16 protein-coding genes and 4 tRNA genes are annotated in these 16,503 nt (G+C 37.6%); 15 read left to right on the top strand and 5 right to left on the bottom strand.

Annotated features, from left to right (window positions below; genetic code table 11):
- Positions 1–2: 2 nt before the first annotated feature.
- The 7 genes from EGI24_RS18720 to EGI24_RS18690 all read left to right on the top strand — a co-directional run bounded on the left by EGI24_RS18720 (position 3) and on the right by EGI24_RS18690 (position 4,934).
- Positions 3–1,109 (top strand): hypothetical protein, encoded by a 1,107-nt coding sequence (locus tag EGI24_RS18720; RefSeq protein WP_255050090.1) that lies wholly within the window; start codon positions 3–5, stop codon positions 1,107–1,109.
- 414 nt (positions 1,110–1,523) lie between these two features.
- A tRNA-Tyr gene (locus EGI24_RS18715) sits at positions 1,524–1,609 on the top strand.
- 14 nt (positions 1,610–1,623) lie between these two features.
- Positions 1,624–1,696: transfer RNA gene (locus EGI24_RS18710), tRNA-Gly, on the top strand.
- A 13-nt stretch (positions 1,697–1,709) separates the two neighbouring features.
- Positions 1,710–1,781: transfer RNA gene (locus EGI24_RS18705), tRNA-Thr, on the top strand.
- Positions 1,782–1,898: 117 nt separating this feature from the next.
- The gene (gene tuf / locus EGI24_RS18700; RefSeq protein ID WP_255050089.1) at positions 1,899–3,086 is read left to right on the top strand and encodes an elongation factor Tu; all 1,188 of its coding nucleotides are present in this window, start codon (positions 1,899–1,901) and stop codon (positions 3,084–3,086) included.
- Between the two features lie 128 nt (positions 3,087–3,214).
- Positions 3,215–4,144: a sugar phosphate isomerase/epimerase gene (locus EGI24_RS18695; RefSeq protein ID WP_255050088.1), complete on the top strand. Its 930-nt coding sequence runs from the start codon at positions 3,215–3,217 to the stop codon at positions 4,142–4,144.
- Positions 4,145–4,178: 34 nt separating this feature from the next.
- Positions 4,179–4,934, top strand: a complete 756-nt coding sequence (locus tag EGI24_RS18690; protein WP_255050087.1) for a DUF1080 domain-containing protein — start codon at positions 4,179–4,181, stop codon at positions 4,932–4,934.
- Positions 4,935–4,936: 2 nt separating this feature from the next.
- Here EGI24_RS18690 and EGI24_RS18685 read toward each other — a convergent pair whose 3' ends face one another.
- Entirely contained in the window at positions 4,937–6,721 is a 1,785-nt protein-coding gene (locus EGI24_RS18685; RefSeq protein WP_255050086.1) for an acyl-CoA dehydrogenase, read from the bottom strand.
- A 128-nt stretch (positions 6,722–6,849) separates the two neighbouring features.
- On the opposite strand from EGI24_RS18685, the gene EGI24_RS18680 reads away from it, so the two are divergent.
- The 5 genes from EGI24_RS18680 (at position 6,850) to EGI24_RS18660 (ending at position 9,708) form a co-directional block, all read left to right on the top strand.
- Complete coding sequence (locus EGI24_RS18680) at positions 6,850–8,073, top strand: TCR/Tet family MFS transporter (RefSeq protein ID WP_255050085.1); 1,224 nt, start codon at positions 6,850–6,852, stop codon at positions 8,071–8,073.
- A 48-nt stretch (positions 8,074–8,121) separates the two neighbouring features.
- Positions 8,122–8,192, top strand: a tRNA-Trp gene (locus tag EGI24_RS18675).
- A 40-nt stretch (positions 8,193–8,232) separates the two neighbouring features.
- Positions 8,233–8,424 (top strand): preprotein translocase subunit SecE, encoded by a 192-nt coding sequence (gene secE / locus EGI24_RS18670; RefSeq protein ID WP_255038556.1) that lies wholly within the window; start codon positions 8,233–8,235, stop codon positions 8,422–8,424.
- 15 nt (positions 8,425–8,439) lie between these two features.
- Complete coding sequence (gene nusG / locus EGI24_RS18665) at positions 8,440–8,991, top strand: transcription termination/antitermination protein NusG (RefSeq protein ID WP_255050084.1); 552 nt, start codon at positions 8,440–8,442, stop codon at positions 8,989–8,991.
- Between the two features lie 351 nt (positions 8,992–9,342).
- Positions 9,343–9,708 (top strand): DUF3244 domain-containing protein, encoded by a 366-nt coding sequence (locus EGI24_RS18660; protein WP_255050082.1) that lies wholly within the window; start codon positions 9,343–9,345, stop codon positions 9,706–9,708.
- A gap of 51 nt (positions 9,709–9,759) precedes the next feature.
- Here the strand turns inward: EGI24_RS18660 and gldG are convergent, their stop codons facing one another.
- Positions 9,760–11,409 (bottom strand): gliding motility-associated ABC transporter substrate-binding protein GldG, encoded by a 1,650-nt coding sequence (gldG, locus tag EGI24_RS18655; RefSeq protein WP_255050081.1) that lies wholly within the window; start codon positions 11,407–11,409, stop codon positions 9,760–9,762.
- Positions 11,410–11,467: 58 nt separating this feature from the next.
- On the opposite strand from gldG, the gene EGI24_RS18650 reads away from it, so the two are divergent.
- Genes EGI24_RS18650 through fmt form a run of 3 tightly spaced genes read left to right on the top strand, consistent with a single transcriptional unit; the run spans position 11,468 to position 13,436 of the window.
- A complete protein-coding gene (locus EGI24_RS18650; protein ID WP_255050080.1) occupies positions 11,468–11,968 on the top strand; it encodes a cupin domain-containing protein in 501 nt (166 codons plus the stop codon).
- A gap of 60 nt (positions 11,969–12,028) precedes the next feature.
- Positions 12,029–12,496, top strand: coding sequence for a DUF4293 domain-containing protein (locus EGI24_RS18645; RefSeq protein ID WP_255050079.1), 468 nt, complete (start codon positions 12,029–12,031; stop codon positions 12,494–12,496).
- Between the two features lie 13 nt (positions 12,497–12,509).
- Complete coding sequence (fmt, locus tag EGI24_RS18640) at positions 12,510–13,436, top strand: methionyl-tRNA formyltransferase (RefSeq protein WP_255050078.1); 927 nt, start codon at positions 12,510–12,512, stop codon at positions 13,434–13,436.
- Positions 13,437–13,441: 5 nt separating this feature from the next.
- Here fmt and EGI24_RS18635 read toward each other — a convergent pair whose 3' ends face one another.
- From EGI24_RS18635 to EGI24_RS18625, 3 genes are all read right to left on the bottom strand, one after another.
- The gene (locus EGI24_RS18635; RefSeq protein WP_255050077.1) at positions 13,442–13,984 is read right to left on the bottom strand and encodes a pyridoxamine 5'-phosphate oxidase family protein; all 543 of its coding nucleotides are present in this window, start codon (positions 13,982–13,984) and stop codon (positions 13,442–13,444) included.
- Between the two features lie 244 nt (positions 13,985–14,228).
- Complete coding sequence (gene kbl, locus EGI24_RS18630; RefSeq protein WP_255050076.1) at positions 14,229–15,413, bottom strand: glycine C-acetyltransferase; 1,185 nt, start codon at positions 15,411–15,413, stop codon at positions 14,229–14,231.
- Positions 15,414–15,417: 4 nt separating this feature from the next.
- Complete coding sequence (locus EGI24_RS18625; protein ID WP_255050075.1) at positions 15,418–16,368, bottom strand: NAD-dependent epimerase/dehydratase family protein; 951 nt, start codon at positions 16,366–16,368, stop codon at positions 15,418–15,420.
- Positions 16,369–16,503 lie beyond the last annotated feature (135 nt).

The raw sequence follows: 16,503 nt of genomic DNA, 5'->3' as shown, positions 1-16,503 counted from the left end.
TTATGAAAAAGTTATTATTAATTACATTACTCACAGGATATCAGGCATTTGCTTTTGGATATCCTAAAGATACCACCATTATTGAATTCAACGATAAGGGCACGAATAACAAGGTGAAAGTTATAACTGGTAACAATAAAACCATTGAGCTGCCTAAATCTTTGAATTTAGATAATGTATTGAAAGCTGTTGGTGTAGATTCCAATGAACGTGAGCGTGCTTTGGTTTTGATTTCAAAAGGTGGTGATAAAAGAGATACCCTACTGGTGTTCTCGAAAGAAGGCCAGAGAATCAAAATCATTACCAAAGACATCATTTCTAAAAAAGACACTACCATAAAGGAGACAGAACAACAAATGGAAAGACGAATTGAAAAAGAAGTAGAAGATGAGATCGAGTCTTTTGATGACGATCATGGTGATCACAAAGAGCATGGAAACCACGATAATAAAAAACAAAAAACTCCCAAAGAGAAAAAATTCTTTTCAAAAAGTGACTTTGGTATCTATCTGGGGCTAAATAATTTTGCACATGCCAATGAATCAAAATCGCCAAATGAACTAACTGGTCTTCGCACTTGGCAGTCGAGATATGTAGCACTTTCATTGAGGAAAAATGCAACATTGATAAAAGGTAAAAAAATGGATGTTGCGTTTAGTTATGGCCCTGAAATAGCTTGGTATAATTTTATGTTTAAAAATAGCAATGTAGCTAGAGAGGTAGATGTAGTGGTAAATGGAAGGCCAATAAATCAAGTAGCGTTTGTTGAAAACACCAAAGAAACTGAAAAAAGTAAATTGGTAATGCCATATGTGAATTTTCCAGTTTTGTTAAATTTCGGTTTCAAAGAAGATAAATTCAAAATCGGTCTGGGTGGTTATGCGGGCTACAGAGTGGGAGGTTACAGCATGGAAAAATTCTCAAGAAGAAGCGAAGATAAGATAAAAGGAGACTTTGGATTGAATGATTTTGTGTATGGGGTAACCGCCGAAATTGGTAAAAAGAATGGAATGACGCTTTTCGTGAGATATGATATGAACAAACTTTTCAAGGAAAACCAAACTAGCTTTAATGATATTCAAGCATTTAGTGTAGGCTTCAGACTATAAAACTTCATAAAACTAATATAAAAAGGGCTTTTGGCCCTTTTTGTATTTTAAACAGTTTCATTTCTTCCTTGAGATTAAACTTAAAAAAATGCTGAATTTGGACAACTCCTGTAGGTTTTTAATATTTTACAATATTCCAAATTGTATACTTGGGAAAGTATATAAGAAATATTTCTAGAATTTAGAATGAAACAGTTAATATTTACATTTTAGGAAATGAACAACGTAAATACTTTCATTAAATGCATAAGTATTCTAAATCCTCATAATAAGGCAAATATTGATTTTTTGAAGGGAAGGAGAGGGGAAATATGAAATTTTATCAAGAAATTTTTTGTGAAAGTTTTGTGGTTCTAAAAAAAGATTCTACTTTTGCATCTCCTTTCGAAAAGGGTGTGTTCTTTGAGAGTATTTGGGGGTGTACCAGAGTGGCCAAATGGGGCAGACTGTAAATCTGCTAGCTTACGCTTACGGTGGTTCGAATCCATCCGCCCCCACCAATAAAAGTGTTTAAGCGGGAGTAGCTCATTTGGTAGAGCGATAGCCTTCCAAGCTATAGGTGGCCGGTTCGAGCCCGGTCTCCCGCTCTGATTCCATAAAGCCTTTGTAGCTCAGTGGTAGAGCACTTCCTTGGTAAGGAAGAGGTCGGCAGTCCGATTCTGCTCAAAGGCTCTATACTGAATTTGGGCTAAGTATTTTCGAATGGAAACGATTTTCGAGTAATTAGAAATTCTGATTGCTCTTTTTTAGTAAAAACAATTTTGAACAACATAAATTTTATCAAATAAAATGGCAAAAGAAAATTTTGACCGTAGTAAACCTCACGTAAACATCGGTACAATCGGTCACGTTGACCACGGTAAAACTACATTGACAGCTGCTATTACTTCAGTTTTGGCCAACAAAGGTCTAGCTGCGGTTAGAGATTTCTCGTCAATTGATAATGCACCTGAAGAAAAAGAGCGTGGTATTACAATCAATACTTCTCACGTAGAGTATCAGACTGCTAATCGTCACTATGCACACGTTGACTGTCCAGGTCACGCTGACTACGTTAAGAACATGGTAACTGGTGCTGCCCAAATGGACGGAGCCATCATCGTGGTAGCTGCTACTGACGGTCCAATGCCACAAACTCGTGAGCACATCCTTCTTGCTCGTCAGGTTGGTGTTCCTGAGCTTGTTGTATTTATGAACAAAGTTGACTTAGTAGATGATCCAGAATTACTTGAACTAGTAGAAATGGAAATCAGAGAGTTGCTTTCATTCTACAAATTCGACGGTGACAATATTCCTGTAATTCAAGGTTCAGCTCTTGGTGGTTTGAACAATGAGCCTCAGTGGGTTGCTAAAATCGAAGAATTGATGGAAGCTGTAGATACTTTCATTCCACTTCCTGCTCGTGCAACTGACAAGCCATTCTTGATGCCAGTTGAGGACGTGTTCTCAATCACTGGTCGTGGTACTGTTGCTACAGGTCGTATCGAAACTGGTATCATCAACTCTGGTGAGGCAGTAGATATCCTTGGTATGGGTGCTGAAGGTCTTAAATCAGTAGTAACTGGTGTTGAGATGTTCCGTAAAATCCTTGACAGAGGTGAAGCTGGTGATAACGTAGGTCTTTTGTTGAGAGGTATCGACAAAGAGTCTATCAAAAGAGGTATGGTAATCTGTAAGCCAGGTTCTGTGAAGCCTCACACTAAATTCAAAGCTGAGGTTTACGTTCTTTCGAAAGAAGAAGGTGGACGTCACACGCCATTCTTTAACAAATACCGTCCTCAGTTCTACTTCAGAACTACAGACGTTACTGGAGAGATCTTCCTTCCAGAAAATGTTGAGATGGTTATGCCTGGTGATAACATCACTATTACTGTAAACTTGATCAACGCTATTGCGATGGACAAAGGTCTTCGTTTTGCGATTCGTGAAGGTGGACGTACTGTAGGTGCTGGTCAGGTAACTGAAATCCTTGAGTAATCGATTAGATTAATCATATAACAAGAAAGCACTCCAGAAATGGGGTGCTTTTTTTTGTGCCTTTATATTTTATAAGTAAGTAAATATTCGTTTACTTTACTTTTCAACCATTAATTAAAAAAAACTGAATGAATCGTCGAGAAATTCTCAAATCAACAATAGCTGGTGCTGCTGTTGTTTCCACCAGTTTGGAAACATTTGCAGCCAAACCAAAGAAAAGCAAGCATAATTTTACTTTTTGCTTAAACACTAGCACCATTCGTAAACAAAACATCGGATTAATGGCCGAAATCGAAACTGCCGCTAAAGTTGGTTTTGACGGCATAGAAATTTGGATGGGTACGTTAGAGAAATACATAAAGGACGGAGGTAAGTTGGCTGATGTAAAGAAAAAATCTACTGACTTAGGTATTTTAATTGAAGACTCTATTGGCTTTGCCAAATGGATAGTTGATGACGAAACTGAAAGAGGTAAGGCCATGGAGCAGCTTAAGCGTGAAATGGATATGTTGGCTCAGATTGGCTGTAAGCGTATTGCCGCTCCACCGTTTGGTGCAACAACAGGTGCTGACGTAGACCTAAGAAAAGCTGCTGAGCGTTTTTATAAAGTGGTAGAATTGGGTAAGGAAATGGGTGTTTTGCCACAACTCGAACTATGGGGATTTTCAAAAAACCTTCATCTTTTTGGTGAAACTTTGTTTGTTGCTGCCGAAAGTGGACATCCTGATGCCATAATTTTACCAGATGTTTATCATTTATTCAGAGGAGGTTCACCTTTTGAGGCTTTGCGTATGATTGCTGGGAATAAAATGCAGATGTTCCACATGAATGACTTCCCTGCCAATGCCGATAAAAACACAATAACAGACGGTATGCGTGTAATGCCGGGTGATGGTGTGGCTCCATTTAAAGAAATTTTGGGTATTTTGAATAAAAAAAATACACCAATAGTACTCTCTTTAGAGATTTTCAACGAAGACGTTTGGAAAATGGATGCTATGGCTGCTTGTCAATTGGGGATTGATAAGATGCGATCAGTTGTTAATAACTCTCTTTGATTTTTGGCTTTGCAAAACTCATTAAATTTCAAATATGAAATGTTGGTTTATTGTATTCATTATTATTTCACTCAATGGTTTTAGTCAGCCTAAACTTACTTTAGGAAAAGAGCAATTGCTTTTTAATGGCAAAAATTTTGATGGATGGCATCAGTCTTATGATAACCAGGGTGTTGAGCGAGATTTGTTTTCAACTAAAGATGGTCTTATTCACGCTTATGCAACCCAAACTGCCCTTTCCACACAATCATTCGGTGGTTTAATAACTGATAAGGAGTATAGCAACTATGTTTTGACTTTAGAATACAAATGGGGAGTTAAGAAATTTAAACCTCGTGATGAAAGTGTAAGGGATGCCGGAGTTTTGTTTCATGTTTTTGGAAATGAAAATATTTGGCCTGCTGGTGTTGAGTGCCAAATTCAAGAAGGAGATACTGGCGATTTATGGATTGTGAAGGCTCAAGCTAGTACAACAGTAGATCCGCAAAATAAAAACTTTGATGTTAATGGATTATTAGTGACGGCTGGGACACTTTCGTCTGAATATAATCGATTCGCAAGATCTTATTATTGGGAAAAAGAAGGTTGGAACAAGGTAGTCCTTGTGGTGAAAGGGGACAATGCAAAGTTTTATATTAATGATCACTTTGTCAATGAGGCTATAGCCATGAAAAAATGGGATGCCAAACTGAATGCTTGGATCCCTCTGACTAAAGGTAAAATTCTACTTCAAGCAGAAGGATCTGAGGTTTTTTATAAAAATGTGTTACTGCAAGAGATCAAAGAATAATATTAGTTATCAAATACATCTATTTCGCCCAAAATCGTAATTACCTCTTCATCCATAAGTCTGGTGGTTAAGCCAGTGGTTTTGGGTAGTTCATAATGGAAATAGAATTTCATGGTTTCTATTTTTGATTGTGCAAAATCAGGTTCCAATTCATTTTTCGCCAATGCTTTTTCTGAAGCTAAACCCATTGCTAGCCACTGCCAAGCGATTATAAGCGTGCCTGTCAACTCCAAAAACAATGCTGCGTCTGAAAGATACCTTTCAGTATCGCCTGTTTGAGCAATTCCAAAAAGATGCTGAAGGGTTTTGTTGTAAGACTTTAATTCTGAGGCCAATTGGTTTGCGTATTTTCTTAGTTTTTCATGACTTATAGCCTCGGTTATACAATCTATTATCTCACCAGAAAGCAATCCCATGGCTTTGCCGTTTGCCAAGCTAACTTTTCTTCCAAGCAAATCTTGCGACTGTATGGCTGTAGTTCCTTCATAAATGGGTGTTATTCTGATGTCCCTATAATATTGTTCAGCTGGAAAATCTTCCGTAAAACCATAGCCGCCGAAGCATTGTAGGGCATCACTGGTGGTTTTTAATCCAGATTCGCAAGGATAGGTTTTGGTTATCGGTGTTAGAATTTCTAATAAAAGTAAATATTTTTCCCTTTCTTCTTCGGTCTCACTGTGATGGGCCAAGTCGTAATATTTGGCAGTTTGTATGACCAACGAAAGCCCACCTTCTACTGCCGCTTTTTGCGAAAATAATAATCGCCTCACATCAGGATGTTGAATTATAGGGATTTGAGGTGCATTTATTTCTGCTTTTTTGTTCAATCTTCGGCTTTGTGGCCTTTCTTTTGCGTATTGTAGAGCAGCATGATAAGCTGCCGTTGATATGGCCGCTCCGGTAGAACCAACGCCAATTCGGGCTTCGTTCATCATCTGAAACATGTATGAAAGTCCTTTGTTTTCTTCTCCTACTATGTAACCAATACATTTTTCGCCAAACTCTAAGTGCATTGCTGGCACGCCTCTTTGACCAAGTTTGTGGTAAATTCCTACATTATGAATATCATTTCTTTGTCCATTATCTAGATATTTTGGAATTGCAAACAACGAAATTCCCTTAGTTCCCGCTGGTGCTCCTTTTATTCGTCCAATAAAAAGGTGTATAACGTTTTCACAATAGTTGTGGTCGCCGCAGGAGATAAATATTTTTTGGCCATTTATTCTAAATGTACCTTCGCCAAATGGCTCTGCTGTGCTAATAATATCCGAAAGAGATGAACCTGCTTGTGGCTCAGTTAAACACATCGTTCCCTGAAACCTGCCGTTTAACATAGGTTCTAAATATTTGTTTTTCAGATAGTCTGAGCCAAAGTGAGCTATTAAGCGAGCAGCTCCGCTTGTCAAACCAGTGTACATCATACCATTATTTGCCGCCATCAGAATATACCCAGCCACACTATTTATGGCAAATGGAAGCTGCGAACCGCCATCTTTATAATCAAAATCTGCTGAAATTAATCCCGCTTCTCCAACTGCTTTGAGGTATTCCTTGATTGCTGGATGAACGATAACTTCACCATTGATTAACTCAGGTTGATTTTGGTCCACATCTTTGAGCACCGGAAACATGATTCGTTCAGCAATACTCTCTGCCGTGTCTAGCACCATTTTTAATGTTTCAGAGTTGTGATCGGCAAAATAGGGCAATTGGGTCAATGTGTCAATTGCATGAACATGCTCCAATAAGAAATTCGTGGTTTGTCGGTCAAAGAATTTTGCTGGCATTTTTTTTTGATTATTAAGGATTCTGTAAAATAATACAATTCTCTCTAAATTGTAATCTGTTTTTTAGAATTCTTGTTTTCAATCCATTTTCCTCAATTTTCGTATCTTTGTTGGATTAACCCTTATTTATGTCTGAGAAAAAGAACTCCAAAGCTATTTTTTTTATCCTCGTAACAGTACTTATTGATGTTATTGGAATTGGCATTATCATTCCAATAATGCCAAGTTTATATCAAGAACTTACAGGTGGTACAGTGAGTGAAGCCTCACAATATTCGGCATATTTGGTTTTTATATATGCTTTAATGCAGTTTATTTTTTCCCCGATAATTGGTGGTTTAAGTGATCAGTATGGTAGAAGACCAGTATTATTGATGTCTCTTTTTGGTTTTGGTTTAGATTTTATTTTTTTGGCATTGGCTCCGAGTATCGGTTGGCTTTTTGTGGGAAGAATCATTTCCGGTATTGCTGGAGCAAGTTTTACTACCGCCAACGCCTACATTGCCGACATTACTGAGCCTGAGAAAAGAGCCCAAAGTTTTGGTATGATTGGGGCGGCCTTCGGACTTGGGTTTATCATTGGGCCATCATTGGGAGGGATTTTGGGAGAGTATGGCACAAGAATTCCGTTTTGGGTATCAGCAGGTTTGGCAATTCTTAACTGGTTGTATGGCTATTTTATTTTGCCTGAGTCACTTTTGCCCGAAAATCGCCGAAAATTTGATATAAAAAGGGCAAATCCAATTGGTAGTTTGTTGAATTTAAAAAAATACCCGTACGTTTTGGCACTGGTTTTGTCTTTGTTTTTAGTAAATGTGTCAAACTTCGCAACTCAAGGTACTTGGTCTTTTTATGGAATTGAGAAATTTTCGTGGTCAAAATTAGAAGTAGGTTTGTCATTGGGCTTTGTGGGATTAATGGTAGCCATAGTTCAGGGCGGTTTAATCAGAGTTATTATTCCCAAAATTGGTCAGGAAAGATCTTTATTCTTAGGTTTAGCTATAAATGCATTGGGTTTGGCTGCATTTGCGTTTGCGTCTTCTTCTTGGATGATGTATGCTATTATGATTCCTTTTGCAATAGGTGGTTTGGCGGGTCCGGCTTTTCAGGGAATCATATCTAACCAAGTTGGAAAAAACGAACAAGGCGAGTTGCAAGGTGGTTTAACAAGCTTAATGAGCATTGCTGCGATTGTTGGTCAGCCGCTGATGTTGGGTTTGTTTAGGATATTCACCAAAGAAAATGCACCCATATATTTTCCAGGGGCCCCGTTTTTGATGGGAGGATTACTGTCATTGATAAGTTTATTGTTAGTTTTTAGGACAATTAAAAAAGAAAATTTAAAGGATTAATTGCTCCAACAAAAAAAATAAACTAAATTTGCAGCCCGATTGATATAAACAGGTATAGTTTAAAGGTAGAACTACGGTCTCCAAAACCGTCGGTCTGGGTTCGAGTCCTAGTACCTGTGCAAAAATGACAATGGAATTGTCTGAAAAAAATATAGAATTATGAATAGTTTAGTTCAGTTTGTAAAAGATTCATGGCATGAAGTTACCAATGAAGTTCATTGGCCTAAAATGAGTGAATTACAAGCAAGTGCCACGCTCGTGTTGATTGCATCTATTATATTTGCTTTAGTAGTAGGTAGTATTGACTTTTTGATTGATAACGCCCTGAGATTGTTATATCAATCAATATAATTATAAATTCCCATCATGAGTGAATTCAATTGGTATGTAGTAAGAGCGGTTTCTCAGCAAGAGAAAAAAATCAAAAACTACATTGAGAACGAAGCAGGAAGAAGGAAATTGACGGATTTTATTCCTGAAATTATGATACCTTCAGAAAAAGTTGTTTCCGTAAAAAACGGAAAGAAAACTGTTAGAGAGAAAAACTTCTTCCCTGGATATATTTTGGTGAATGCTGACTTGAGTAACGGTGAAGTACTTCACTTAATCAAAAGTATTCCTGGCGTTATTGGTTTTTTAGGTAAAAATGGTGGTGCTTCAATAGAGCCTGAACCTTTGAGACAATCTGAGGTGAATAGGATCTTGGGTGTTCAGGAACAAAATTCGGAGGAAAGTGTTGATTCAGGCGTATCGTTTGCCAAAGGAGAGTCAGTTAAGGTTGTTGATGGACCTTTCAACGGCTTTGAGGGAACTGTGGAAGAAGTGTATGACGAGAAGAAAAAACTAAGTGTAAGTGTTAAAATCTTTGGTAGAAGCACTCCTGTGGAGCTTGGCTATCTTCAAGTAGAAAAAATGTAAGACTTATTTTTTATAAAAATATTGAAAGGGCCGATTCGAAAGAATCGGCCCTTTTTGCGTTATTTATTCATTGAGAATCTACTTTATTTCTATTTCTTATTAATACCTCACAGAGTTTTGTTCGAAAGTCTTTGTCCAAATATTCTTTTTAACCTTTCTTAACATCTTTAATGCAACGTTTGGCTGCATTATCACATCTATCATTCAAAGCTATTACAAAATAATTACCGTTCACATAAACCAATCGACCACTAATGTATAAATAGTACCTTGTAGTGCATAGTACTATTATCTTTGTATCGTTAATTAAATGAAAAGCTATTACAATTAAAATTAAAAAAAAGTACAATTATGAAAAAGCTAGTTAAAACATTCGCGTTGTTGTTGATCTCTGTTTCGGTTTCTTTGGCTAATCCTAAGCCGCAAAGTTTCAAAGTTGGTATGTACAATGTTCAGAACTCTCACTCACTAAAAGTTTTCGTTGAAAAAGAAAAAGGGGATAATCTGAAAGTAGAATTAAAAGACAAAAACGGTGCAGTTATGGTGACCAAGTATGCCGACAAGAGAAGCAGCAAAGCCGCCTACTGCTTTGATTTGGCCCAGTTAGAAACCGGTGCTTATCAGCTCGAAATTACAAACGACAAAGAGGTTTTTGTGAAAGATCTCAATGTTGTAAACACTGAGAAAGTGGAAGTAGAGAAAAAGATTATTTTATAAGTTTAGGTAATAAAAAAGTACAGAGGGCAGCCATTGGCTGCCTTTTGTATTTTATGCCCGAGCATATTTATTTTTCACGTAGTAGAATCTCAAGAAACCAAAAACCACCAACAGTACCAGCGGTAAAACAATATTAATCAGCTGCCATTTTGTTTTTTGATTACTGATTTTTAACTTATCTAAGGGTCTCAATCCAACACTTTTTGATTTGGCAGTAAGCAAACCTTGCTCATCCAATAAATAATTAAGTGTGTTTATTACAAAGTCTTGATTGCCATATTGGTGCTGCGAGAATCGATCGAATCCCATAGGGTAGGGATTGCCAGTTTTTCTGTCAATTTCGTTTACAATAATATCTCCATCGGAACAAACCAATATTTTAGTCGGAACCGAAGTTGTTTTTATTTCTGAATTCGTAAAGCTCTTTTGAAGTATAGACTTAAAAGTTCCTTCAATCAAATAAGCAACCGTTTTTACACCATTTTGATATTCCATTTCATCCGTGTCTGTTCGAGCCTCATTATAGGTAATTAGGGCTGGGGCATTCAATACTTTGGTGTATTGCGAAGTAAGCAATAGTGGTGTTTTCTTTAAGCCATCGTTTCCATTTACGGGGTCTATACTTGCTGTAAATTTGGTATAAACCATATCTATATTCTTGGTAATTAAGCTATTACTAAAGTTGTTGATCAATGGAAAATATCGATAAGGCATAGGTTGAATATTCGGTTTGTCACCCATATTGCCTACCACCATCGGTATTATGGCCGCATTTAAGCCGTCTTTAACTATGTTTTTATTTATTCTCACACCATATTTGAAAAGCATGTCATCAAGATTGACATCCAGTGGTTGGGCAAAAGAGCCCTCTAAACCCACAGAATCTACTTTGAGACCATCAACGAAAAATAAAACTCGGCCACCATTCATGATGTACTGGTCAATCTTGGCTTTTGTGCTGTCATCCACGGGCTTGTCGGGTTTAGGGACAATAAGAGCATCTAATCCCGCGAACGAAGGAGATTTTTTAGACTCTATGATGTACAAATCGTAATATTCTTGTAGCGTATTGATTAGTCCTGCAAAGTTTATAGGCTGAAGATTGGTAAATTCAGAGAGCAGTCCAACTTTTTTCTTTTTGGTGATGGTAAGTTTCTGAATGGCTGTGGCCAGTTCATATTCAACGTTTTCGTAAGACTGATTAAGTTTTGTTTGTGAATCTTGGGCTAGATTGGCCTTGAGCAGCAAAACCGAAACTTCTTTGTTTTGATACCAAATGGTCGCATACGGAAAAACCAGATTTTCGACCTTTTTACCATCTTCTTTTGCAAAAATATTGGTTGGCTGCATTCCTTTTTCCACCAATTGTTTAAAAAGGGTATTTCGTTCTTCTTCAGATCCATCATAAGGGTTTATGAATTGATAATCTATATTATCTTTTCCAAAATATTTGAATTCTACCAGAGTTTCCTTTACCGCTCTTTTTAATCTCTCAAATCCACCAGGTAATCCTTCGCCATCCAGATAAACCTTTATAATAACCTCGTCATTGAGGTTTTTGAGGAGATTTTTGCTTGATTCTGAAATAGAATATCTTTTGTCGGCTGTTAAGTCGGCTCTGAAATAAACCCAAAAACCTAAGATGTTGAGTGCTATTAGGAAGAGAATCAGAATAATATTGTTTTTCAATATTTTGCTCATTCGGTAATTTAAATTTGACCTAAAATTACGCTAAATTTGGCTAAAAATAAAGTTTGAAATGCAAACGGCAGATTATTGGATAGAAAATCTCGGTATGGAGGCCCATCCCGAAGGTGGATTTTTCAAAGAAACTTACAAATCTTCGGAAAGTTTTGCTCATGAAGGTCTACCTACAAGATTTAATGGAGCTAGGGTATTTTCAACGGGTATTTATTTTTTGATAAAAAAGGGTCACTTTTCTGCTTTTCACAAGATAAAATCTGACGAAATGTGGCATTTTTACGAAGGACATCCGCTTGAAATTTGCTTTATAGATGCAGAAGCGAAATTGAATTTTATAAAATTGGGTAGGGATTTTGAAAAAGGCGAAGTTTTACAAGCTGTGGTGCCTGCCAATTGTTGGTTTGGAAGCTATTTGCCCGAAGGTTGTGATTATGCTTTGGTAGGTTGTACGGTTTCTCCTGGCTTTGATTTTCAAGATTTCGAAATGCCCGAAAGAGACGAATTGCTAAAACTTTATCCCGAATTCAGCGATATTATCTTGAAATTGACCCATTAATCAAATACTTTGTCCGAAAATTGAATCTATATATTAGTTTTGTAAATATTTAAATTTTATATGTTACAGAGAGTTCAATCCGTTTTGTTGTTGTTAACAGCCTTAGCTTTAGGTGTTTTTTTGGGTACAAATTCGTTTGTGAAGGCCATTAGTCCAAGTGAGAAAGTGGTCGTAAATCCTTACCATGTTTTTCATCAAACTGGCAATTTAGCGAGTTTTAATAAAGATATTTATTATGTCGCCGTTTTGGGTGGTTTGGCCTTGATTCTGACCATTTTTACTATTTTTCAGTATAAAAATCGTATCCGTCAGATGCTTTTTGTGGCTTTAAACTCACTTTTGATTGGTGCAGCTTTGGCCATTACAGTGTATCATATACAGACAGACGCTATAAAACTTGGAAGTGGTGAAGGTACTTACGGCTTGGGTATGTGGGCCGCTTTTGTGGCTTTGGCAGCCAATTGGTTGGCCAATAGATTCATAAAAAAAGACGAAAAGTTGGTAAAAGACGCCGACAGAATGCGTTAAAATCTAAGAATAAATGAGAATTATATTTATGGGTACACCTGACTTTGCGGTGGCAACTTTGCAAAGATTGGTGGAAAATGGTTTTGAGGTAGTGGCTGCCATTACCGCCCCTGACAAACCAGTTGGGAGAGGCCAAAAAATGAGCGAATCGCCTGTAAAGAAATACGCTCTATCACAGGGAATACCAGTTTTGCAGCCTGAAAAATTAAAGAACAAAGATTTTCTTGAAGAGTTGGCTACTTATAAAGCCGACCTGCAAGTAGTTGTAGCTTTCAGGATGTTGCCCGAAGCAGTTTGGGCTATGCCGAAAATGGGCACTATAAATCTACATGGCTCCTTGCTGCCGCAGTACCGTGGTGCTGCTCCTATCAACTGGGCGGTCATTAATGGCGAAACCTTGACAGGCGTAACGACTTTTTTCATTGAAAAAGAAATAGATACAGGCAATATTATTTTTTCTGAAAACATAGAAATAAAGGCCACAGATACTGCTGGTGATTTGCACGACCGAATGATGTGGATTGGTGGCGATTTGATGGTGAAAACGGTAAAGGCGATAGCATCAGGAGTTTATCCAAGTGAGAAACAAGATTTTTCGCAAGAACTGAAACCCGCACCTAAAATTTTTAAAGAAACCTGCAAAATAGATTGGCAGAAAGATTCTAAATCTATATACGATTTTGTAAGAGGCCTGAGCCCGTACCCAGCCGCATGGACAACTTTGGACGGTAAAGTTTTAAAGATATTTGAAACAGAAATTGTCAATGAAGTATTTCCAAATATGGATAATCAAGCATTTGAAGATTTTAACCTAAAAACTGATCACAAAAAACAACTACTCATTCAAACTTCAAACGGCCATTTAGCCATAAAGAGCCTTCAATTAGAAGGAAAAAAGAGAATGACAACTGATGAGTTTTTGAGAGGTTATAGGTTTTAATAAGCTCATTCAAATATGCCTGTTGGATGTCCATCAAAGCTTACTGTGTTTTTGTTTTGCCAGTATTTATTGATACCTGATTCTCCTTGTTTGTCTGCCCAAGTGTTTAGTTCCTCGCGTTCACTATGATAGTCCATAAAAGGAACGGCCATTCCACAAGAAGTTTGAACTATATTCACCTCCAAGTCGAAAATTTGTCTTGCACCAGTATATTTGGGGAAGAGGTCAATGTATTCGTTCCATTCGATATCACGCGGATGATAAGATTTGGCTTTGCCATAGAGTCTCAAAATCAAGGGTTTTCCTTCAAATGCACAAAACATAATTGTCATCCTGTTCGATTCTTGTATGTGGGTGGCGGTCTCATTGCCACTGCCAGTCACATTTAGCCAGATAACTCGATTTGGACCTAAAACTCTCAAACTATCCATGCCTTTTGGGGAGATATTCACTATTCCAGTTGTCATAGCCGTGCCCACAAAGAAAATTTTCTGGTTTTCTATGAAAGTTCTGATTTCTGGCTCAATTCTATCAGTTTGTTTTCCCATCGGCTTTTTTTATTTATTTATACAATGAAGTAGTTTTGTTGAAAAAAAGTTCGTTCGGGACCTGAATGTATTCCAAACAAAAGGCTTGTATTTGCAGTAGTTTAAAATTGAGTAAGGTCTAATGCCATATCTGTATAGCCCACTGTTTAGGATAAAAACAAAACCAAAGGAGTTATTAAACAAAAACCACCGAAAATCTAAAAAAAGACACCCGGTGGATTGCAATAAAGAGAGTTGAATAGCATTAAATAACTTTCAGCTCTTTGCCGATTTTGGTAAAAGCCGCAATGGCCTTATCCAAGTGCTCGATTTCGTGACCTGCCGAAATCTGAACTCTGATTCTGGCTTTCGATTTGGGTACAACTGGATAAAAGAAACCAATGACATAAATGCCTTCTTCCAATAACTTGGCTGCAAAACTTTGAGCCAAAGGAGCATCGTAAAGCATTATTGGGATAATCGGATGCTCGCCTGGTAACAAATCAAAACCTGCTTCTGTCATTTTTGCTCTGAAATACGCAGCATTTCTTTCGAGTTTGTCTCTCAGTGCTGTAGATTTTTGTAAAATATCCAATACTTTTATGGAAGCACCAACGATAGCTGGAGCGAGTGTGTTCGAGAAAAGATACGGTCTAGAGCGTTGGCGAAGCATTTCAACGATTTCCTTTCTTGCAGCCGTAAAGCCACCCGATGCACCGCCCAGTGCTTTTCCATAAGTACCTGTTACTATGTCAACTCTACCGATTACATTTTTCAATTCAATCGTTCCTCGACCTGTTTTTCCCATAAAACCCGTTGCGTGGCACTCGTCAACCATTACCATAGCCCCGTATTTATCAGCCAAATCACAGATTTTGTCCAACTGAGCAATCGAACCATCCATCGAAAAAACACCATCGGTTACAATGAGCTTTTTCTTACAATGACTGGCCGCAATGAGTTGCTGCTCTAAATCGTCCATATTGTTATTTTTATAACGGAAACGCTCAGCCTTGCACAATCTAATACCATCAATGATAGAAGCGTGGTTAAGTTCGTCCGAAATAATGGCATCTTCTGCACCCAAAAGTGGTTCAAAAACACCGCCATTGGCATCGAAAGCCGCAGCGTACAAAATACAATCTTCTGTGCCGAGAAACTCAGCCGTTCTACGCTCCAAATCTTTGTGAATATCTTGTGTACCACAGATAAATCTCACAGAAGACATACCAAAACCATGCGTTTTGATGGTTTCGATGGCCGCCTCCAGAACTTCGGGGTGCGACGAAAGTCCCAAATAATTATTGGCACAGAAGTTTAAAACTTCCTTATTTTGTGTATTTATCGTAGCCGACTGTGGGGTTGTTATTATCCGTTCTGATTTATACAAACCTGCCTCTTTGATGGCTGTTATTTCTTCTGAATAGTATTCTCTGATGTTATCAAACATAATTTTATGCAAATGTTAATTGTTCCTGTAATTTAAAAATCATGGTTTCAGCGATTTCTTTCAAAGTATAGTTTGATTGCCAACCCCATTCAGCTTTAGCTTCCTTATCATCAATTACTTGCGGCCACGATTCAGCAATTTGTTGTCTAAAATCTGGCTCGTAAGAGATTGCAAAATTCGGAATGGTTTTCTTGATTTCTGCCGCAATTTCTTCGGGCGTAAAGCTCAACCCTGCCAAATTATAAGATGTCCGAGTTTTGATATTTTCTTTTGGTGCTTCCATGAGTTGGAGTGTTGCCTTGATGGCATCATCCATAAATATCATGGGTAAACGGGTGTCTTTTGCCAAAAAACAGGTGTATGGTTCGTCGGAAACTGCTTTGTGAAAAATATCAATGGCGTAGTCGGTCGTACCCCCGCCTGGCAAAGATTGGTAGCCAATAACCCCAGGATAACGCAACGAACGCACATCTAAACCGTAGCGATTGAAATAATAATTTGCCCAATTTTCGCCTGTGGCTTTGCTGATTCCGTAAACGGTAGTTGGGTCTAAAAAAGTTTCCTGTGGACAAGTACCTTTAGGAGCCGAATTACCAAAAACGGCGATGGAACTTGGGTAAAATATTTTGTCTAATTTTTCAATTCTGCCTACTTCCAAGACATTTAGCAAGGCTTTCATGTTTATATCCCAAGTGCGAAGCGGGTCTTTTTCTCCATTGGCCGAAAGAATGGCCGCCAAATGATAGATTTGCGTGATCCCATGTCGAACCACAATTTCGTGTAGCTGATTAAAATTTGTGCCGTCTAAAATTTCAAAATAGCCATCAAATTCTGGTTTTTGAAACAAATCTGAGGCAAGAACTTGCTCGCTGCCGTATTTAGTTTGAAGAGCTTGTGTCAAAACTGACCCAAGTTGTCCATTAGCACCCACTACCAAAACCTTTGTCGTTTTCATAGTTTTATTTGTTGATGAAGTGTATTTGTTCGAAGTAATATTTACTCACAAAAGTATCAAATGAAATATTATGTTGTTTAATTGTCCTATAAATCAGTAAAAATAGTTTATTATGTCTACTTTAAAAGTGTTTTT

It is taken from the genome of Lacihabitans sp. CS3-21, assembly GCF_024343675.1.
In the GTDB taxonomy this organism is placed as follows: Bacteria; Bacteroidota; Bacteroidia; order Cytophagales; family Spirosomataceae; genus Leadbetterella.
Note: the sequence above shows the minus strand (reverse complement) of the source record. Positions and strands in the feature narration are given on the sequence as shown.